A 15,712-nucleotide genomic window follows, 5' to 3' on the forward strand; every position below is an offset into this window, starting at 1 on the left:
AGCAGCGCTCGGATCAGATCCCATTCGAAGTCCGAAAGATCAAAACGCGCCATCACCACCTCCATCGAGGCGAGTGAATCACGCTTCAGAACCCGCGGAAATCCCGTTTATGAGTTCACAGCCTAGCCCGCCCGCAGCGCCTCGATCAGCCCCGCCATGTCGGCCGGCAGCGGAGAGGAGAACTCCAGCCGCTCCCCCGTCACCGGATGGTCGAACCCCAGCGCCGCCGCATGCAGCGCCTGCCGGGGAAAGGCGTTGCCCAGCACCGCCCCCTGCCCCAGCACCGACCCAAGCCGCTTCTTGCCGCCATAGGTCTGGTCCCCCACCAGCCCGTGCCCGGCATAGGCGAGGTGGACCCGGATCTGATGCGTCCGCCCGGTTTCCAGCCAGCATTCCACCAGCGCGGCCTGGGTTCCGAAGGCCTCGGCCACCCGGAAGCGGGTGACGGCGTGGCGGCCCTCCTCCCAGACCACGGCCTGCCGCTGCCGGTCGGTGCGGTGCCGGGCCAGGTTGGTCGCGATGCGCAGCACCCCCGCCGCTTCGGCCGTCACCCCGCGCAACCCGCGCAACCGGGGATCCGAGGCCATCGGCACCCCATGCACCAACGCAAGATAGCGGCGGGTGACGGAATGCTCCTCGAACTGCCGGGCAAGGCCGTGATGGGCCCGGTCGGTCTTGGCCACGACCAGCAGGCCCGAGGTGTCCTTGTCGATGCGGTGCACGATCCCCGGCCGCCGCGCCCCGCCGATGCCGGAAAGCGTGTCGCCGCAATGATGCAGGAGCGCGTTCACCAGCGTCCCCGAGGGCGTGCCCGGCGCCGGATGGACGACCATGCCCACCGGCTTGTCGATCACGATCAGCTCGGCATCCTCCCAGACCACGGTCAGCGGGATCGCCTCGGGCAGGGTCTCGATCGTGGCGGCGGGATCAAGGCGAAGGCTGTAGACCTCGCCCTCGGCCACCTTCGCCTTCTGGTCGGTCACCGCCACGCCCTCGCGGCTGACCGCGCCCTCGGCGATCATCCGGGCCAGGCGCGAACGGGAAAGGGACGCCCCCTCTGGCACGGCGGCGGCAAGCGCCTTATCAAGACGGCCAGGGGCATCCGGGCCGATGGTCACGGTCAGGACGGTGGCCTCGTCGCCCGGCCCATCCTGGTCTCCGTCCTCGTCGAAAGGCATCTCCATGTCCGATCCCGCCACGCCTGAAGCCCCCGATCCGGCCCTGCCGCCCAGCCTGCGGCTTCTGAAATGGCTGGTCATCGTGCTGACGCTGACGATGATCGGCGGTGTCATAACCGTGGTGGCCCTGCTTGTCACCCGGATGCCGCAGGCGCTGGGAACACCCGCCCCCGGCCTGCCCGAGGGCTTTGCCCTGCCCGACGGGGCCAGGGCGCAGGCGGTGACCTTCGGCGAAGGCTGGATCGCGGTGGTGACGGCGGATGACCGCCTGCTGGTCTTCGGCCGCGACGGGCGGCTGCGGCAGGAGGTGGCGCTGGAGCCCTGACCTCGCCCGGGGGCGCTTCGCCCGCCGAACCCCCGAGAGTATTTGCGAGAAGGGCAAGGAGACGGCCGGAACGACCTTTGGATGGCGGTAAGCGTTTGACCTTGGCCGCGCGGGGCGGCAGGGTTCGGACAGCAATATGGGGGATGCGATGATCGGCGACCTGGGCGCGGCGGATGCGACGGAACTGGCGGGATTGGTGGCGAAGGGAGAGGTGAGCCCCTCGGAACTGCTGGACGCCGCGCTGGCGGCGGTCGAGGCGCGGAATCCGGCGATCAATGCCGTCGTCCTGGTGCAGGAGGAGGTGGCGCGCCGCTCGATCGCCGAAGGGCTGCCGGTCGGGCCGTTCCGGGGCGTGCCGTTCCTGATCAAGGACCTTGGCGCCGAGGCGAAGGATTTCCCCTCGCACAACGGCTCGCGCCTGTTCGCCAACACGACCTACGGGCAGGATTCGGCGATCTTCGCGCGGATCAAGGCGACGGGCGTGGTGACCTTCGGCCGCACCACCAGCCCCGAGGGCGGGGTGGGCACGGTGACGGAAGCGACGGTCTATGGCGGGCCGACGCGGAACCCGTGGAACCTTGACCATACCTCGGGCGGGTCCTCGGGCGGCGCCGGTGCGGCGGTCGCGGCGGGGATCGTGGCCATGGCGCATGGCTCGGACGGCGGCGGATCGGTCAGGATCCCGGCCTCGTCCTGCGGGCTGTTCGGGTTCAAGCCGACGCGGGCGCGGTTGCCGGATGGCCCCTATGCGGGCGAGGGCTGGGCGGGGATGGCGATCGACGGGTTCCTCACGCGGTCGGTGCGCGACACGGCGGTGATGCTGGACGCCTGCGAGGGGCCGGACCTGGGCGCGCCCTATGTCGCGCCGCCCCTGGAGCGGGGCCATGCCGCGGCGATCAGCCGTCCGCCGCGCCGGTTGCGGGTGGCGATCTGCGACACCACGCTGACGGGAGAGCCGATCCACCCGGAGGTGGCCGAGGCGGTGCGCGCGGCGGGCAAGCTGCTGGAGGCGCTGGGGCACAGGGTCGAACCGGCGCGGCCTGCTGCTGATGTGCCGATGATGATGCGGGCCTGGACCGATATCGTCGGCGTCGGCACCGCGCTGTCGATCCGGTCCAAGCTCGGCGACCGCCCGCCGACCGCCGATGAGGTGGAGGGGGTCAGCCGGGGCGCCTGGGCGCATTCGCAGACCCTGCATCCGACGCGCTATCTGCAGGCCGTGGGCGAAATCCACGCTTTCGGCCGGCAGATGGCGGGGTTCTTCGACCAGGGGCCGGATGTGCTGCTGACCGCCACGCTGGCGGAGCCCCCGGCAAGGGTCGGCCGCTTCACGCCGACGACCGAGGACTATGTCGCCTATCGCACCGGGCCGCAGGGGATCTTTGCCTATTCGCCGTTCTGCGCGGCCTTCAATGCCAGCGGCCAGCCCGCCGCAAGCCTGCCGCTGGGCTGGTCGTCCTCGGGCCTGCCGATCGGCATCCACCTCGCCGCTGCCTTCGGCCAGGATGAAACCCTGATCGCCTTGTGCGCAGAGGTTGAGCGCGCCGCACCCTGGGCGGGAAAACGGGCGCCGATGGCGGCATGAGGGGAAGGAATCGCTTGTCACTCCGCGATTGCCCGTCTCAATATGATCAAATGAGGATGAATCAGGGGTGCGGCCGTGGCCGGTGACGTGACGATCTCGGCACGCAATGTCGTGAAGGCTTTCGGGCAGGGCGCCGCCACCGTGCGGGCGCTGGACGATGTCTCGGTGGATATCCGGCGGGGGGAGTTCTTCACGCTCCTCGGCCCTTCGGGTTGCGGCAAGACCACGCTCTTGCGGCTGATCGCCGGGTTCGAGATGCCGACCGAGGGCACGATCCTGCTGGACGGGACCGACATCACCACCCTGCCGCCGAACCGGCGGCCGGTGAACACGGTATTCCAGTCCTACGCGCTGTTTCCGCACCTGACCGTGGCGCAGAACATCGCCTTCGGACTTGAGATGCTGGGCAAGCCGGGGTCGGAGGTGAAGGCGCGGACGGCGCAGATGCTGGCGCTGGTCAAGCTCGAGGCGATGGCGGGGCGCAAGACCAGCCAGCTGTCGGGCGGGCAGCAGCAGCGGGTGGCGCTGGCCAGGGCGCTGGCGCCGCAGCCGAAGGTGCTGCTCCTGGACGAGCCGCTGTCGGCGCTGGACCTGAAGCTGCGCAAGGAGATGCAGATCGAGCTGAAGCGTTTGCAGACCGAGACCGGGATCACCTTCATCTTCGTCACCCACGACCAGGAAGAAGCCCTGACCATGTCCGACCGCATCGCGGTGATGAGCGCGGGCAAGATCCAGCAGGTCGGCACGGCGAAGGACATCTACATCCACCCGAAGAACCGCTTCGTCGCCAGCTTCATCGGCGAGACGAATTTCCTGACCGGCACCGCCGAGGACGCGGCGCTGCGCCTGCCGACCGGCGAGCGCATCGACGCCCCGGGCCTGCGCGCGGGCGGGCAGGCCACGGTGATCGTGCGGCCGGAGCAGTTGCGTCTGGGCGCGCCGACCGATGGCGGGTTGCAGGCCAGGGTGAAGACGCTGGTCTATTTCGGCACCGACACCCATTGCCACCTGTCGCTTGCCGACGGGACGGAGATCGTCGCCCGGCTGCAAAGCCCGGCCTCGGGCGAGGCGGGGCTGAGCGAGGGCCAGGCGGTCGGCATCCGCTTTGCCGATGGCGCCGTGCAGCGGGTGGAGGACTGATGAGCCCGGCCGAGGAAAACGCCGTCAGGACTTCGGCCCGCAACGGCTGGCTTTTGTCCGCCCCGGCGCTGGTGGTGCTGGCGCTGGCGGCCTCGGGGCCGCTGCTGATCGTCGTCTGGTATTCCTTCCTGACCGCGAACGACACCGGCGGCGTGATCCGCGCCTTCAGCATCGAGGGCTGGAAGGGCATCTTCCTGACCTATGACATCTTCGAGGAACGCTATGCGCTGGCCGACGCGCATCTGATAATCTTCTGGCGCTCGGTCTGGCTGTCGCTGGCCACCACGGCCCTGACCTTCGCCGTCGGCTTCCCCACCGCCTGGTTCATCGCCACGAGGCCGGCGCAGCAACGGGCGATGTGGCTGTTCCTGATCACGATTCCCTTCTGGACCAACCTTCTGATCCGCACCTTCGCGATCAACGAGGTGATCCGCAACGAGGGCATCCTGAACACGCTGCTGCTCTGGGCCGGGGTGATCGATGCGCCGCTGCAGATCAACTATACCGAGGGCGCCGTCCTGATCGGCATGACCTATGTCTACCTGCCGCTGATGGTGCTGCCGCTCTACGCCACGATCGAGCGTTTCGACATGCGGCTACTCGAGGCCTCCTACGACCTTTACGCCAGCCGCTGGCGCACGCTGCGCCGGGTGATCCTGCCGATCGTCAAGCCGGGGATCGTCGCCGGATCGATCCTGGTCTTCGTGCCCTCGCTCGGGGCCTATGTCACCCCGCGCATCCTGGGCGGCGGCAAGAAGATGATGCTGGGCAACTTCATCGAGCTGCAGTTCCTGCAGGGCAAGAACTGGCCCTTGGGCGCGGCGCTGTCGGTCACGCTGCTGATCATCGTGATGGCGGCGCTGCTGGTCTATGTCCAGGCCGCGAACCGGGACCGGGGGACGGGCAATGGCTGAGCGCGGCTTCCAGATCTCCCGCCTGCCGGGCTTTGCGACCGTCGCGATCGCGGCCTTCGTGCTTTTGTACCTGCCCATCGTCACGCTGGTGATCTTCTCGTTCAACGGCTCGAACTCGGTTGCGACCTGGGGCGGGATCTCGCTGCGCTGGTATGGCGATGCCTGGAACAATGCCGACGTGAAGGCGGCGACGATGCGCTCTCTGATCATCGGGGCCTCGGCCGCGGTGCTGTCGACGACGCTTGCCACGCTGGCCGCGCTGGGGACGACGCGGCGGCGGGCGTTCAAGGGGCAGACCTTCATCTATGTGATGCTCAACCAGCCGCTGATGGTGCCCGAGATCGTGACGGCCGTGGCGCTGCTGATCTTCTTCGGCATCCTGAAGGTCGCGACCGGCTATCAGGGGCTGGGCTATCTGATCGCCGCGCATACCGCCTTCTGCATCCCCTTCGCCTACCTGCCGATCCGCGCCCGGCTGGAGAGCATGGACCTGTCGCTGGAAACCGCCGCGGCCGACCTTTACGCCAGCCCCTTCCAGACCTTCCGCCGGGTCACCCTGCCCCTGCTCGCCCCCGGCATCATGGCGGGGGCGATGCTGGCCTTCGTGATCAGCCTCGACGACGTGGTGATCACCGAGTTCGTGAAGTCCGGCGGGCAGGACACCCTGCCCACCTACATGCTCGGCCAGCTTCGCCGCGCCTTCACGCCCGAGGTCAACGCGATCTCGACCATGCTTCTGGCAGTGACGGTCGTGCTTCTGACCGTCTTCTTCCTGCTGACGCGCAAGAAAGACTGAAACCAACTGGGGAGACCAAGATGAAACATCTTCTGTCCGCAACCGCGATCCTTCTCGCCTCGGCCACGCTCGCCGCAGCCGAGGGCGAGCTGCAACTGTACAACTGGGGCAACTACACCAGCCCCGAACTCCTGAAGAAATTCGAGGCCGAGACCGGGATCAAGGTCACCGTCACCGACTTTGACAGCAACGACGTGGCGCTGGCCAAGGTCGAGGCCGGCGGCTCGGGCTTCGATCTCGTGGTGCCTTCGGCCAGCTTCGTCCCGATCTGGGCCGAGAAGGGCCTGGTGCAGGAGCTGGACCTGTCCAAGCTGCCGAACCACAAGAACATCGCGCCGGAATGGATGGACGTGGCCTGGGATCCGGGCCGGAAGCTCTCGATTCCGTGGCAGTGGGGCTCGACCGGGATCGCGGTCAACACCAAGGTCTATGGCGGCGACATCAATACCTCGGCCGTCTTCCTTGACGTCCCGCCGGAACTGGTCGGCAAGATCAACGTCGTTCCCGAGATGGTCGACATCCTGTCCCTGGCCACGATGTATGTCGGCGGCGAACCCTGCTCGGAAGACCCCGAGGTCATGAAGAAGGTGCGTGACGTCCTGCTGGCGGCCAAGCCCGACTGGATCAGCATGGACTATGGCGCGACCGAACGCCTGTCGAACGGCGACTGGGCGGCCAGCGTGAACTGGAACGGTTCGACGATGCGGGTGCGCCTGAACACCAACGGCGACGTGCAATACGGCTATCCCAAGGAAGGCTATCCGATCTTCATGGACTCGGTCATGCTGCTGCAGGACGCCAAGAACGTCGAGGAAGCCTACAAGTTCATGGACTTCATCATGCTGCCCGAGAATGCAGCGATGATCTCGGCCTTTGCGCGCTATGCCAACGGCATCGCCGGCTCCGAGGAATTCATGCCGGAAGACATGAAGACCGCGCCCGAGGTGGTGGTCCCCGAAGAGCACAAGGCGGCCGGAGTGTTCCTGCCGACCTGCACCGGCAAGGGGCTGGACTACATGACCGCGATCTGGACCGAGCTGCAGAAGTAAGCCCGGAATATGTCCGGGGGTCTTCGTGGCCCCCGGACGCCCCTTGAGTATTCTTGCCACGAGGAAGCCATGCTCGACTGGCCTGCAACCCGGCTGTCGCAGGCGATCCATGCGCGCGAGGTCGCACCCTCCGAGGTGATGGCGGCCTGGCTGGCCCAGGTCCAGGCGCTGAACGGGGCGGTCAACGCCATCGTCTCGCTGCGCGACCCGGATGCGCTGATGGCCGAGGCGCGGGCGCTGGACGATGTCGCGCCGCAGGGCTGGCTGCACGGGATTCCCTTTCCGGTCAAGGATCTGGTGGCAACGAAAGGGTTGCGGACGACCTGGGGCTCGCCGGTCTGGAAGGACCATGTGCCGGTAAAGGACGATCTGGTGGCGGCGCGGCTGCGGGCCTTTGGCGCGGTGATCGCGGCCAAGACCAATGTGCCGGAATGGGGCCAGGGCTCGCACAGCTTCAACCCGGTCTTCGGGGTGACGCGCAACCCCTATGACCTGACGCGCAGCGCCGGGGGGTCTTCTGGTGGGGCCTCGGCGGCGCTGGCGGCGCGGATGGCCTGGGTCGCGGACGGGTCGGACATGATGGGCAGCTTGCGCAACCCGGCCGCCTTCTGCAACGTCTATGGCTTCCGCCCGACCTGGGGCCTGGTGCCGCAGGATGCCGAGGGCGACACCTATCTGTCCACCCTGTCCACCGAAGGCCCGATGGCCCGCACGGTCGAGGATCTGGCGCGGCTGCTGCTGGTGCTGGCGGGCGAGAACCCCGAGGCCCCCTTCCCGCGCGCGGTGCCGGAGCTTGCGCTGGACCGCGACCTCACGGGCTGCCGGATCGGCTGGCTGGCGGACTGGGGCGGGGCCTATCCGATGGAGCCGGGGATCCTGGAGCTTTGCGAGGCGGCCCTGCGCCAGATGGAAGACATGGGCGCGGTGGTCGAGCCCCTGCCCCCGCCCTTCCCGGCCGAGAAGCTGTGGTCCGCCTGGGTCACGCTGCGCGCCATGCTGAACGCGGGCGGCAAGCGGGCGCTGGCCGAAGATCCGGCAAAGCGGGCGCTGACGAAGCCCGAGACGATCTGGGAGATCGAGCAGGGCATGGGACTGTCCGCCCAGGCGGTCTACGAGGCCAGCGTGATCCGCAGCCGCTGGCACGCCCATGCCGCGCGGCTGTTCGACCGCTATGACGCCGTGGTCCTGCCAAGCGCGCAGGTCTGGCCCTTCCCGGCCGAATGGCGCTGGCCCGAGGAGATCGCGGGGCGCAAGATGGACACCTATCACCGCTGGATGGAGGTGGTGGTCCCCGCCAGCCTGATCGGCCTGCCTGCCCTCTCGGTGCCCGTGGGCTTCGGGCCGCAAGGCCTGCCGATGGGGATGCAGGTCATCGGCCGCTCGGGCGACGACATGGGCGTTCTGGCCATCGGCCAGGCCTGGCACCGCGCGACGGAATGGCCGCAGCGCCGGCCGCCTCTGGTCCCGGCGCCGGTTTCGCGCTAGGGCTGGCCCAAAGGGGGCAGCATGCGCGTTCTGGTCATCGGCTCCGGCTCCATCGGCCGCAGGCATCACGACAATCTCCAGTCGCTCGGCGCGTCGTCGCGGCTGGTCTCCTGGCGCGAGGCGGGGCTTGGCGGCGCACTTGCCGTGCTGGACGGGGCCGAGGCGGTGGTGATCGCCACCGCGACCGATATCCGCCTGCCGCTGGTCCAGGCCGCCTCGGCCCGCGGCCTGCCGATCTATGTCGAGAAACCGCTCGCCTTCCGGCCCGATGAGGTGGAGGCGATCGCCGAGGCCGCCGCCCCGGTCGCGGACCGCTCGATGCTGGGCTACATGATGCGCTATCACCCGGCAGTGCGCGCCCTGGCGGCGGCGGACCTGTCCGACGTCTTCCAGTTCGCGCTGAGCATCGGCCATGACGTGACGCAATGGCGGGCGAACTGGCGCTTTTCGCAAAGCTACGCCGCGCGGGCCGAGGGCGGCGGGGTGCTGCTGGACCTCTGCCATGAGCTGGACCTGGCCGCCTGCCTGTTTCCGGGGCTGGAGGTGACGCGGGTGGAAAGCCTTGGCCATCCCGCCTATCCGGGGGTTGACGTGGCCAGCCGGATTTCCCTGCGGGGTCAGGCGGTTGTCGGCGATGTCTCGATGGACTACCTGACGCCGAAACTGCACCGCCGCACGCTGCTGCGGGGGACGGAGCGGATGCACGACTTCGACTTCGCCGCGCAAAGCTACCGGGTGACCGGGTCTTCCGGTCCGCAGGACCTGCCGCTGCAACTGGAGCGGAACACGATGTTCCTCGACGCGATGCGCGACTTTTTGGCGCTGGCCTTCGGGGGCGCGCTGTCGGGCAACCCGCTTCTGCCGCGGCTGGACCTCTGCCTGCCCTCGGCCCGGCTGGTGGCGCGGGCCTGGGCGATGCGCGGTTTCGTCGGCGAGATTGTCAAGGAGATCCCATGATCCTGGGTCACATCGGCGCGCGGAAGGGCTCCAAGGGCGTGCCGCGCAAGAACTTCCGCATGATCCAGGGCAAGCCCCTGATCGACTGGTCGCTGGACCAGCTTCTCGAGCATCCGCTGGTGGATGCGGTCGTCGTCAGCACGGATGACGAGGAAATCTATGACCATGCCGTCGCCAAGGGCTGCCTGAAGATCGGCCTTCGGCCCGCGCATCTGGCCACCGACACCGCCGGGAAATGGGGCGTCTGGCAGCATGCGCTGGCGGCATCGGAGGCGCTGGTCGGGCCGGTCGAGGCATTCCTCGACCTCGACTGCACCTCGCCGCTGCGTCTGCCCTCGGACATCACCGCCGCGCTGGAGCTGTTCCGGGCCGAGCGTCCCGACATGGTGATGAGCTGTTGCGAGGCGCGGAAGAACCCCTATTTCAACCTGGTAGAGCCGGATGCGACCGGCGCGCTGCATGTCTCGAAACCGCTGCCGGGGGGCGTGGTGGCGCGGCAGCAGGCGCCGGTGGTCTATGAACATGCGGCCTCGACCTATGTCGTGGACCCCGCCTATCTGAAACGCTCGAAAGGGCTGTGGGAGGGGCGGGTGATCCCCTACCTGATGCCGCCGGAACGCTGCGTCGACATCGACACGCCCTTCGATTTCCGACTTGTCGAATTCCTGATGCAGGAGGCCAAGCATGGCTGAGCAACTGAAAGGCCGCACCGTCTTCATCACCGGGTCGGGGGGCGTGTTGGGCTCCACCTACGTCCGCCGGATGCTGGCCGAGGGGGCGCGGGTGATCGCCTCGGACCTGCCGGGGAAGCGGGCCGAGGCGCTGGTCGCGGCGCATGGGGGGGAGGAGGCGTTCCGCTTCTACCCGCTGGACGTCGCCAACGAGGACGAGGTGACGGAAATCTTCGCCCGCATCCTGAAGGATGGGTGGGAGCCGAACGTGGTGCTGAACAACGCGGCGATCACGGGGGAGCTGCTGATGGGGGCGGGGCAGCCGTTCCCGGATTTCGCCGACCTGAAGGTCTCGGACTGGGAGAAGACGCTGCGGACCAACCTGACCGGCCCGTTCATGGTGGCGCGGCAGATGGACCGGGACATCGTGGGCAGATGGCCCTGCACGCTGATCAACGTCGCCTCGATGTATGCCCTGAACGGGGCGCATCACCGGATCTACGAGGGGATGCCGTTCAAGAATTTCTCGGCCTACGGGGTGACGAAGGCGGGGGTCCATGGGCTGACGGTCTGGCTGGCAGGCTACTGGGCGCCGCGGGGGGCGACGGTGAACACGATCGCGCCGGGGGCCGTCTTCAACGGGCATTCCGAGGAATTCCAGCGCCGGGTGGGGGAGTTGATCATGCTGGACCGGATGGCCAAGCCGGACGAGATCGCCGATGCGATGCTGTTCCTCGCCTCGGCCCAGGCGGGGTATATGACGGGGCAGATGATCAACGTCGACGGCGGGTTCAGCGGGTGGTGAGGTGGGTCTGTCCACGGTGGACAGATCTTGATAAACCTTCACAATCAATAGCTTCGCGGATCGCGTTTACGCGATCTTAACCTGTGCGTCGAGCGCCGCGAGGGTTTTCCGCGTCGCCCCGGAATGGGCGGCGAAGAAGGCCTGAATGGTCTGCGGACCCGGGCCTTGCCAGTCGGTCAGGGCAGAGGCCAGGGCCTTTGGCGTCTCGACGCGCAGGCAGACACCGGCCGCAATCGCCTCGACCGCCGGGTATTCGATGGTGTGGATTTCGGGGCCGACGATGACCGGGCGCTTCAGCGCCAGGGGCTCGATGATGTTGTGCGCGCCATGCGGGGTGAAGCCGCCGCCGGTGACCACGCGATCGGCCAGCGCGATGTAGAAATACATCTCGCCGAGGCTGTCGCCGAGGAGGAGGTCCGGGCTTCCCGCCGGGTGCCCCCCACCCCCTCCCCGCGGGGAGGAAGGAAGGCCCTTGGCGGTCAGCGTGGCGTCAAGCGACCGGCTGCGGCGCAGGAAGTCGAGGCCGCGCGCGGCGAGCATCCCGGCCACCTCGTCAAAGCGTTCGGGCTTGCGCGGAACGTAGACCACGAAGGGGCGCGAGGGGTGGGCAAGCGCCTGGGCGATGGCGTCGAGGTAGAGGTCGTCCTCCCCCTCGACCGCGGAGGCGAAGGTGATCACCGGGCGGGGGCCTGCCAGCGCCGGGCGCAGGGCTTCGGCGGCGGCGACCTGCGCGGGGGGGACGGGCTGGTCGAAGCGCAGCTCTCCGGTGACGGTGATGTTGCGGACGCCCACGCTGGCGAAGCGTTCCGCTTGCAGCCCGGACTTGACGAAACCCCCGGCATAGCCCTGCATCAACTTGTGACGCAACTTTAGCTTTGCATCGCGAGCCATTGATTTAGATGGATATTGCGCGTTGCACATGAACAGGGGCACACCCGCCCCACGGGCGGCGAAGATCATGCGCGGCCAGATCTCTATCTCCATCACCAGCCCGGCGCGGGGCCGGAAGGCGCGGAAGAATCCGGCATAGGCCCAGGCGGTCTCGAACGGGATCCAGACGGCGGCGAGGCGGCCGGCGGCGATCTCGGCGGCGAAGGCGCGTTCGGCCTCGCGCCGGCCGGCGGGGGTGAAATGGGTGGTGACGACGCATTCGCCCCGGTCGAGTAGCGCGCGGATCAGCGGGACGGCAGAGCGCATCTCGCCCAGGGAAACGGCATGGACCCAGACCGCGCCGTGCAGGTGCTGGCGGTAGCGGCCGAAACGCTCGGCAAGGTGGCGGGCATAGAGCGGATCCTTGCGGCCACGCTTCCAGAGGTAGAGCAGCACCACCGGCAATCCGAGATGCCAGAGCAGCGACCAGAAGCGGAGGAAGAACCAGAGCCTCATGCAAGGCCCGCCAGTTTCAGGAGGTCGGCGGCGAGGGGACCGAGTGCGCCTTGCGCGGTGTCGGAGAGCGCCCTGGCGCGGGCGGCCATGGCGCTGTGGTCTTCGGCCAGCGCGGCGGCGAGGCCCTCGGGCTGGACCGGCCGGGCCGCGCCCGCCTGATGCAGCGCGGCGAAATCGGCGGCGAAATTGGCGATGCGCGGGCCGTGCAGGATGGCGGAGCCAAGCGCGGCGGGCTCCCACGGGTTGTGGCCCTCGGTCGGGCCGAAGCTGCCGCCGATCAGCGTGACCGGGCAGAGGCGATACCAGAGGCCCATCTCGCCGAAGGTGTCCACGATCCAGAGGTCGGCGTCGGGCCCCTGCCCTGCGCTGCGCAGCGTGGCGGCAAGGCCGTGTTCGGCGGCGCGGGCGGCGATCCCGGGCCCCCGATGCGGGTCGCGCGGGGCGATCAGGACCAAGGGGCGGGGCTGGGCGCGCAGAGCGGCAAAAAGGGCGAACTCGTCCTCGGGGTGGGAGGAGGCGAGGAGGACGGGGCGGCGGCCGGCCAGCGCCGCGCGCACCCGTGCCAGCATTGCGGGATCGGCCGACAGCGGCGGGGCGGCGGCCTTGAGCGAGCCGGTGATGGCGACCTGCGCCGCGCCAAGGGCGTGCAGGTGGCGGGCGCTGGTCGGGTCCTGCGCGGTGATCAGGCGGAAACGGGCGAAAAGATCGGCGTAGAGCGATTTCCAGCGGGCACGGCGGGCGAAGGCCTCGGCATTCATCCGCGCGTTGACCAGGGCCAGCGGGATGCCGCGCGCCGCGGTGGCGGCCACGGCGCCGGGCCAGAGGTCCTGCTCGGCCCAGACGGAAAGCGCCGGGCGCCAGTGATCGAGGAAGCTGTCCAGATAGCGCGGCGCGTCCAGCGGGAGGAACTGGTGCCGGGTACGGGGCGGCAGGTTGGCGGCCAGCACCTCGGCCGAGGCGCGGGTGGTGGAGGTGACGAGGAATTCCGCCTTGGGGGTCTTGGCGGCCATTGCGCCGATCAGGCCACGGAGCGCCAGCGTCTCGCCAAGGCCGACGGCGTGGAGCCAGACCAGGGGGCCGTCGGGGCGCTGGGCACTCGGCTGGCCGAGCTTTTCCCGCCAGCGGTCGGGAAGCTCCTTGCCGCTTGCGAGGCGGCGCCGGAGCAGGCCGGGCGCGAGAAGCGGGATCGCGCGGGAGGCCGCGAGATATGCAGAAAGCGCAAGGCCGGGCCTAGTCACGGAAGGCCTTTTGCAGGCTGAGGCTCCAGAACTCGGGCCGGGCGAGGGTGTCCACGAAATGCTGCGCGGCGGTGCCCTGGCCGAAGCCTGCATGCGGGATGGCCTGCCGGCCCCAGTGGGTCTTGAGGAATTCGAGGATCACGGCGCGGTCCTCGGCCTCGCAGGCGGTGACCGAGGGCGCGTCGGAGCGGTTGGACTGGCGGGTGCCGATGTCGAGCGAGGGCAGGCCGAGGAAGGGCGCCTCGCGCACGCCGGCGGAGGAGTTGCCGACCATGCAGGCGGCGTTCTTCATCAGCTCGGAGAAATGGGCGAAGCGCATGGAAGGCAGCAGTCGGAAGCGGTCTTTCGGCAGCTTTTCAAGGACTTCGAAGATCGCTTGCGAGCCCGGGTCGTTGTTGGGCGCGATGGTGACGAAGCTGCGGCCGCTGTCGGCAAGCGCGCCGAAGAGGTCGGCCGCCTGCCGGCCGATCGTGTCCTGTTCCGAGGTCACGGGGTGGAAGGTGGCGATGCCGAATTCCGCGAAGGGGATGGCGTAGCGGGCGCGCACCTCGTCGATCGTCACGCCGGAGGGGCGGGCGTGGAAGTCCAGCTCGGGCGAGCCGATGGCGTGGATCGTCTCCTCGGGCTCACCCAGGGCGCGGACGCGGCGGGCGGCGGACTCGGAGGAGACGAAATGGTGGGTGCAGAGCTTGGTGTTGCAGTGGCGGAATACCTCGTCGATGGTGCCCGAGACCTCGCCACCCTCGACATGGGCGGAACGGATGTAGTTGGTGGCGGCGACGAGGGCGCCGGCCATGGCCTCGATCCGGTCGCCGTGCAGGATGACGAGGTCGGGCCGGGCGCGGTGGACGAAGGCGGAGAAGCCGGTGACGGTGCGGGCGAGGATCAGGTCCTGGGGGTCGCCCTCCTGCTGGTTGACGAATTCCTCGACCGCGACGCCGGGCATGCGGCGGACCTCGTTCCGGGTGAGGCCGTAGCGGTCCATCATGTGCATGCCGGTGACGAAGAAGGTGACCCGGTGGCCGGCATCCCGGGCGGCGGCGGCGAGCGGTTCCAGCTTGCCGAAGTCGGCGCGGGTGCCGGTGAGGAAGAGGAGGTGGCGGGTCATGGGTCGCGCGCCCGGATTTCTGCGAGAACCATCGGGGGCGGCGCGGGCAAATCGCCTGCATCCACGGCGCGCAGGAATTGCCGCCGCGCCTCGACCGAGGTCGCCTCGTTCCGCTTCTTCAGGATATGCAGGCCTGCGGCCTGTGCGACGAGGTAGGGATGGGTTTCAAGGACGGGTCCGGACATCAGCGTCGATGATATAAGCGCCAATGCGGCGGCGTGGAAGCCCTGTGCCTGCGGGTCGACCAAGAGCCGGTCTCGGGTGGCGCGGACGGGGCCGGTCAGGGCGGCATAAGCCAGGATACGGGCTAGTTCGGAAGCATCGGCCGCCTCGGCATGGCGAAGCAGGAGCGCGGGCGACGCCAAAGGCGGGGAGGCGAGCCCGGCGTGGACCATAGCCCGCGACAGGCCCTTCTCCCCGCGCAAGAGCACCGAGGCCCGGCGGGACGAGGCGAGATAGCCGTCCCAGAACGCGCGGAAGGCTGGATGGGCCAGCGCACGGGGCCCGAACATGGTGAGCCAGCTTTGAAAATGTGCGCGATGCACGCGGCCGGGGCGTTCCATCCACAGGGCGCCGGTGAACCCGTCCTCGGTCTCCATCCGCGCCAGCAGGCTGTCATCCTCCACGAGGGGAAACCAGACGCTGTCGTTCAAGAGTACCAGCCATTCCGGGATAAGGCCGAAATGGCGTAGAAGGCGGATGCCATCGCGCCATGCCCCGAAGTCGTGACCCTGGTTGGGGCGTTCCACCACCCGCCAGGATCGCGCCGCAAGCGCCTGCCGGTCGACGGGAGAAAGCGGCGCATTCGACATCACAAGCAGGGCATAGCCCTGGCTCGCGAGATGCTCGCAAGTCAGCAAGGTCGAGGGCGCAATACCCCGGGCCTGGAACAGCACGAAAATCGCCACTTTTGCCCCGGCGGGCAAGGCCCCGGGGGTCTGCAACAACTCGGCGGGGAAGGCCGCGTCGCGGCGGCGCTGCGCCAGCCGCTCGGGCAGGATCGCCAGGAGATCGTCCAGACCACCGAGAAGGCGCCCGATCTCGCGCCGGATCTTCGCCATGCCCCGCCCCGCCT

The 15,712-nt window shown here is 68.9% G+C and carries 15 protein-coding genes; 10 read left to right on the forward strand and 5 right to left on the reverse strand.

Annotated features, from left to right (window positions below; genetic code table 11):
- Positions 1–122: 122 nt before the first annotated feature.
- The gene (locus ACE3UA_RS01875) at positions 123–1,184 is read right to left on the reverse strand and encodes an RluA family pseudouridine synthase (protein WP_374641945.1); all 1,062 of its coding nucleotides are present in this window, start codon (positions 1,182–1,184) and stop codon (positions 123–125) included.
- Here ACE3UA_RS01875 and ACE3UA_RS01880 point away from each other — a divergent pair.
- The 10 genes from ACE3UA_RS01880 to ACE3UA_RS01925 all read left to right on the forward strand — a co-directional run bounded on the left by ACE3UA_RS01880 (position 1,183) and on the right by ACE3UA_RS01925 (position 10,905).
- The gene (locus ACE3UA_RS01880) at positions 1,183–1,503 is read left to right on the forward strand and encodes a DUF6476 family protein (protein WP_374641947.1); all 321 of its coding nucleotides are present in this window, start codon (positions 1,183–1,185) and stop codon (positions 1,501–1,503) included. The two genes, ACE3UA_RS01875 and ACE3UA_RS01880, sit on opposite strands and share 2 nt — an antisense overlap.
- A 148-nt stretch (positions 1,504–1,651) precedes the next feature.
- Positions 1,652–3,088 (forward strand): amidase, encoded by a 1,437-nt coding sequence (locus tag ACE3UA_RS01885; protein ID WP_374641949.1) that lies wholly within the window; start codon positions 1,652–1,654, stop codon positions 3,086–3,088.
- A gap of 75 nt (positions 3,089–3,163) precedes the next feature.
- Positions 3,164–4,228, forward strand: coding sequence for an ABC transporter ATP-binding protein (locus ACE3UA_RS01890; protein WP_374641951.1), 1,065 nt, complete (start codon positions 3,164–3,166; stop codon positions 4,226–4,228).
- A complete protein-coding gene (locus tag ACE3UA_RS01895; protein WP_374641953.1) occupies positions 4,228–5,142 on the forward strand; it encodes an ABC transporter permease in 915 nt (304 codons plus the stop codon). The genes ACE3UA_RS01890 and ACE3UA_RS01895 overlap by 1 nt, the downstream gene beginning before the upstream one ends.
- Positions 5,135–5,938, forward strand: a complete 804-nt coding sequence (locus ACE3UA_RS01900; RefSeq protein WP_374641955.1) for an ABC transporter permease — start codon at positions 5,135–5,137, stop codon at positions 5,936–5,938. The genes ACE3UA_RS01895 and ACE3UA_RS01900 overlap by 8 nt, the downstream gene beginning before the upstream one ends.
- Positions 5,939–5,958: 20 nt before the next feature.
- Positions 5,959–6,987: an extracellular solute-binding protein gene (locus tag ACE3UA_RS01905; RefSeq protein ID WP_374641957.1), complete on the forward strand. Its 1,029-nt coding sequence runs from the start codon at positions 5,959–5,961 to the stop codon at positions 6,985–6,987.
- Positions 6,988–7,056: 69 nt separating this feature from the next.
- The gene (locus ACE3UA_RS01910; protein ID WP_374641959.1) at positions 7,057–8,472 is read left to right on the forward strand and encodes an amidase; all 1,416 of its coding nucleotides are present in this window, start codon (positions 7,057–7,059) and stop codon (positions 8,470–8,472) included.
- A 21-nt stretch (positions 8,473–8,493) separates the two neighbouring features.
- Positions 8,494–9,429: a Gfo/Idh/MocA family protein gene (locus tag ACE3UA_RS01915; RefSeq protein ID WP_374641961.1), complete on the forward strand. Its 936-nt coding sequence runs from the start codon at positions 8,494–8,496 to the stop codon at positions 9,427–9,429.
- Entirely contained in the window at positions 9,426–10,121 is a 696-nt protein-coding gene (locus tag ACE3UA_RS01920) for an acylneuraminate cytidylyltransferase family protein (RefSeq protein ID WP_374641963.1), read from the forward strand. Before ACE3UA_RS01915 ends, ACE3UA_RS01920 begins: the two co-directional genes overlap by 4 nt.
- Positions 10,114–10,905: an SDR family NAD(P)-dependent oxidoreductase gene (locus ACE3UA_RS01925; protein WP_374641965.1), complete on the forward strand. Its 792-nt coding sequence runs from the start codon at positions 10,114–10,116 to the stop codon at positions 10,903–10,905. Before ACE3UA_RS01920 ends, ACE3UA_RS01925 begins: the two co-directional genes overlap by 8 nt.
- Positions 10,906–10,971: 66 nt before the next feature.
- Here ACE3UA_RS01925 and ACE3UA_RS01930 read toward each other — a convergent pair whose 3' ends face one another.
- The 4 genes from ACE3UA_RS01930 to ACE3UA_RS01945 are packed head-to-tail and all read right to left on the reverse strand — an operon-like array spanning position 10,972 to position 15,698.
- Positions 10,972–12,291: a 3-deoxy-D-manno-octulosonic acid transferase gene (locus ACE3UA_RS01930; protein ID WP_374641967.1), complete on the reverse strand. Its 1,320-nt coding sequence runs from the start codon at positions 12,289–12,291 to the stop codon at positions 10,972–10,974.
- Positions 12,288–13,529 (reverse strand): 3-deoxy-D-manno-octulosonic acid transferase, encoded by a 1,242-nt coding sequence (locus ACE3UA_RS01935; protein WP_374641969.1) that lies wholly within the window; start codon positions 13,527–13,529, stop codon positions 12,288–12,290. Before ACE3UA_RS01935 ends, ACE3UA_RS01930 begins: the two co-directional genes overlap by 4 nt.
- A complete protein-coding gene (neuC, locus tag ACE3UA_RS01940; protein WP_374641971.1) occupies positions 13,522–14,637 on the reverse strand; it encodes a UDP-N-acetylglucosamine 2-epimerase in 1,116 nt (371 codons plus the stop codon). Before neuC ends, ACE3UA_RS01935 begins: the two co-directional genes overlap by 8 nt.
- Positions 14,634–15,698 carry a rhamnan synthesis F family protein gene (locus ACE3UA_RS01945; RefSeq protein WP_374641973.1) on the reverse strand — a complete coding sequence of 355 codons (1,065 nt, stop codon included), beginning with the start codon at positions 15,696–15,698 and terminating at the stop codon, positions 14,634–14,636. The genes neuC and ACE3UA_RS01945 overlap by 4 nt, the downstream gene beginning before the upstream one ends.
- Positions 15,699–15,712 lie beyond the last annotated feature (14 nt).

It is taken from the genome of Tabrizicola sp., from assembly GCF_041919135.1.
Lineage (GTDB): Bacteria > Pseudomonadota > Alphaproteobacteria > Rhodobacterales > Rhodobacteraceae > Tabrizicola.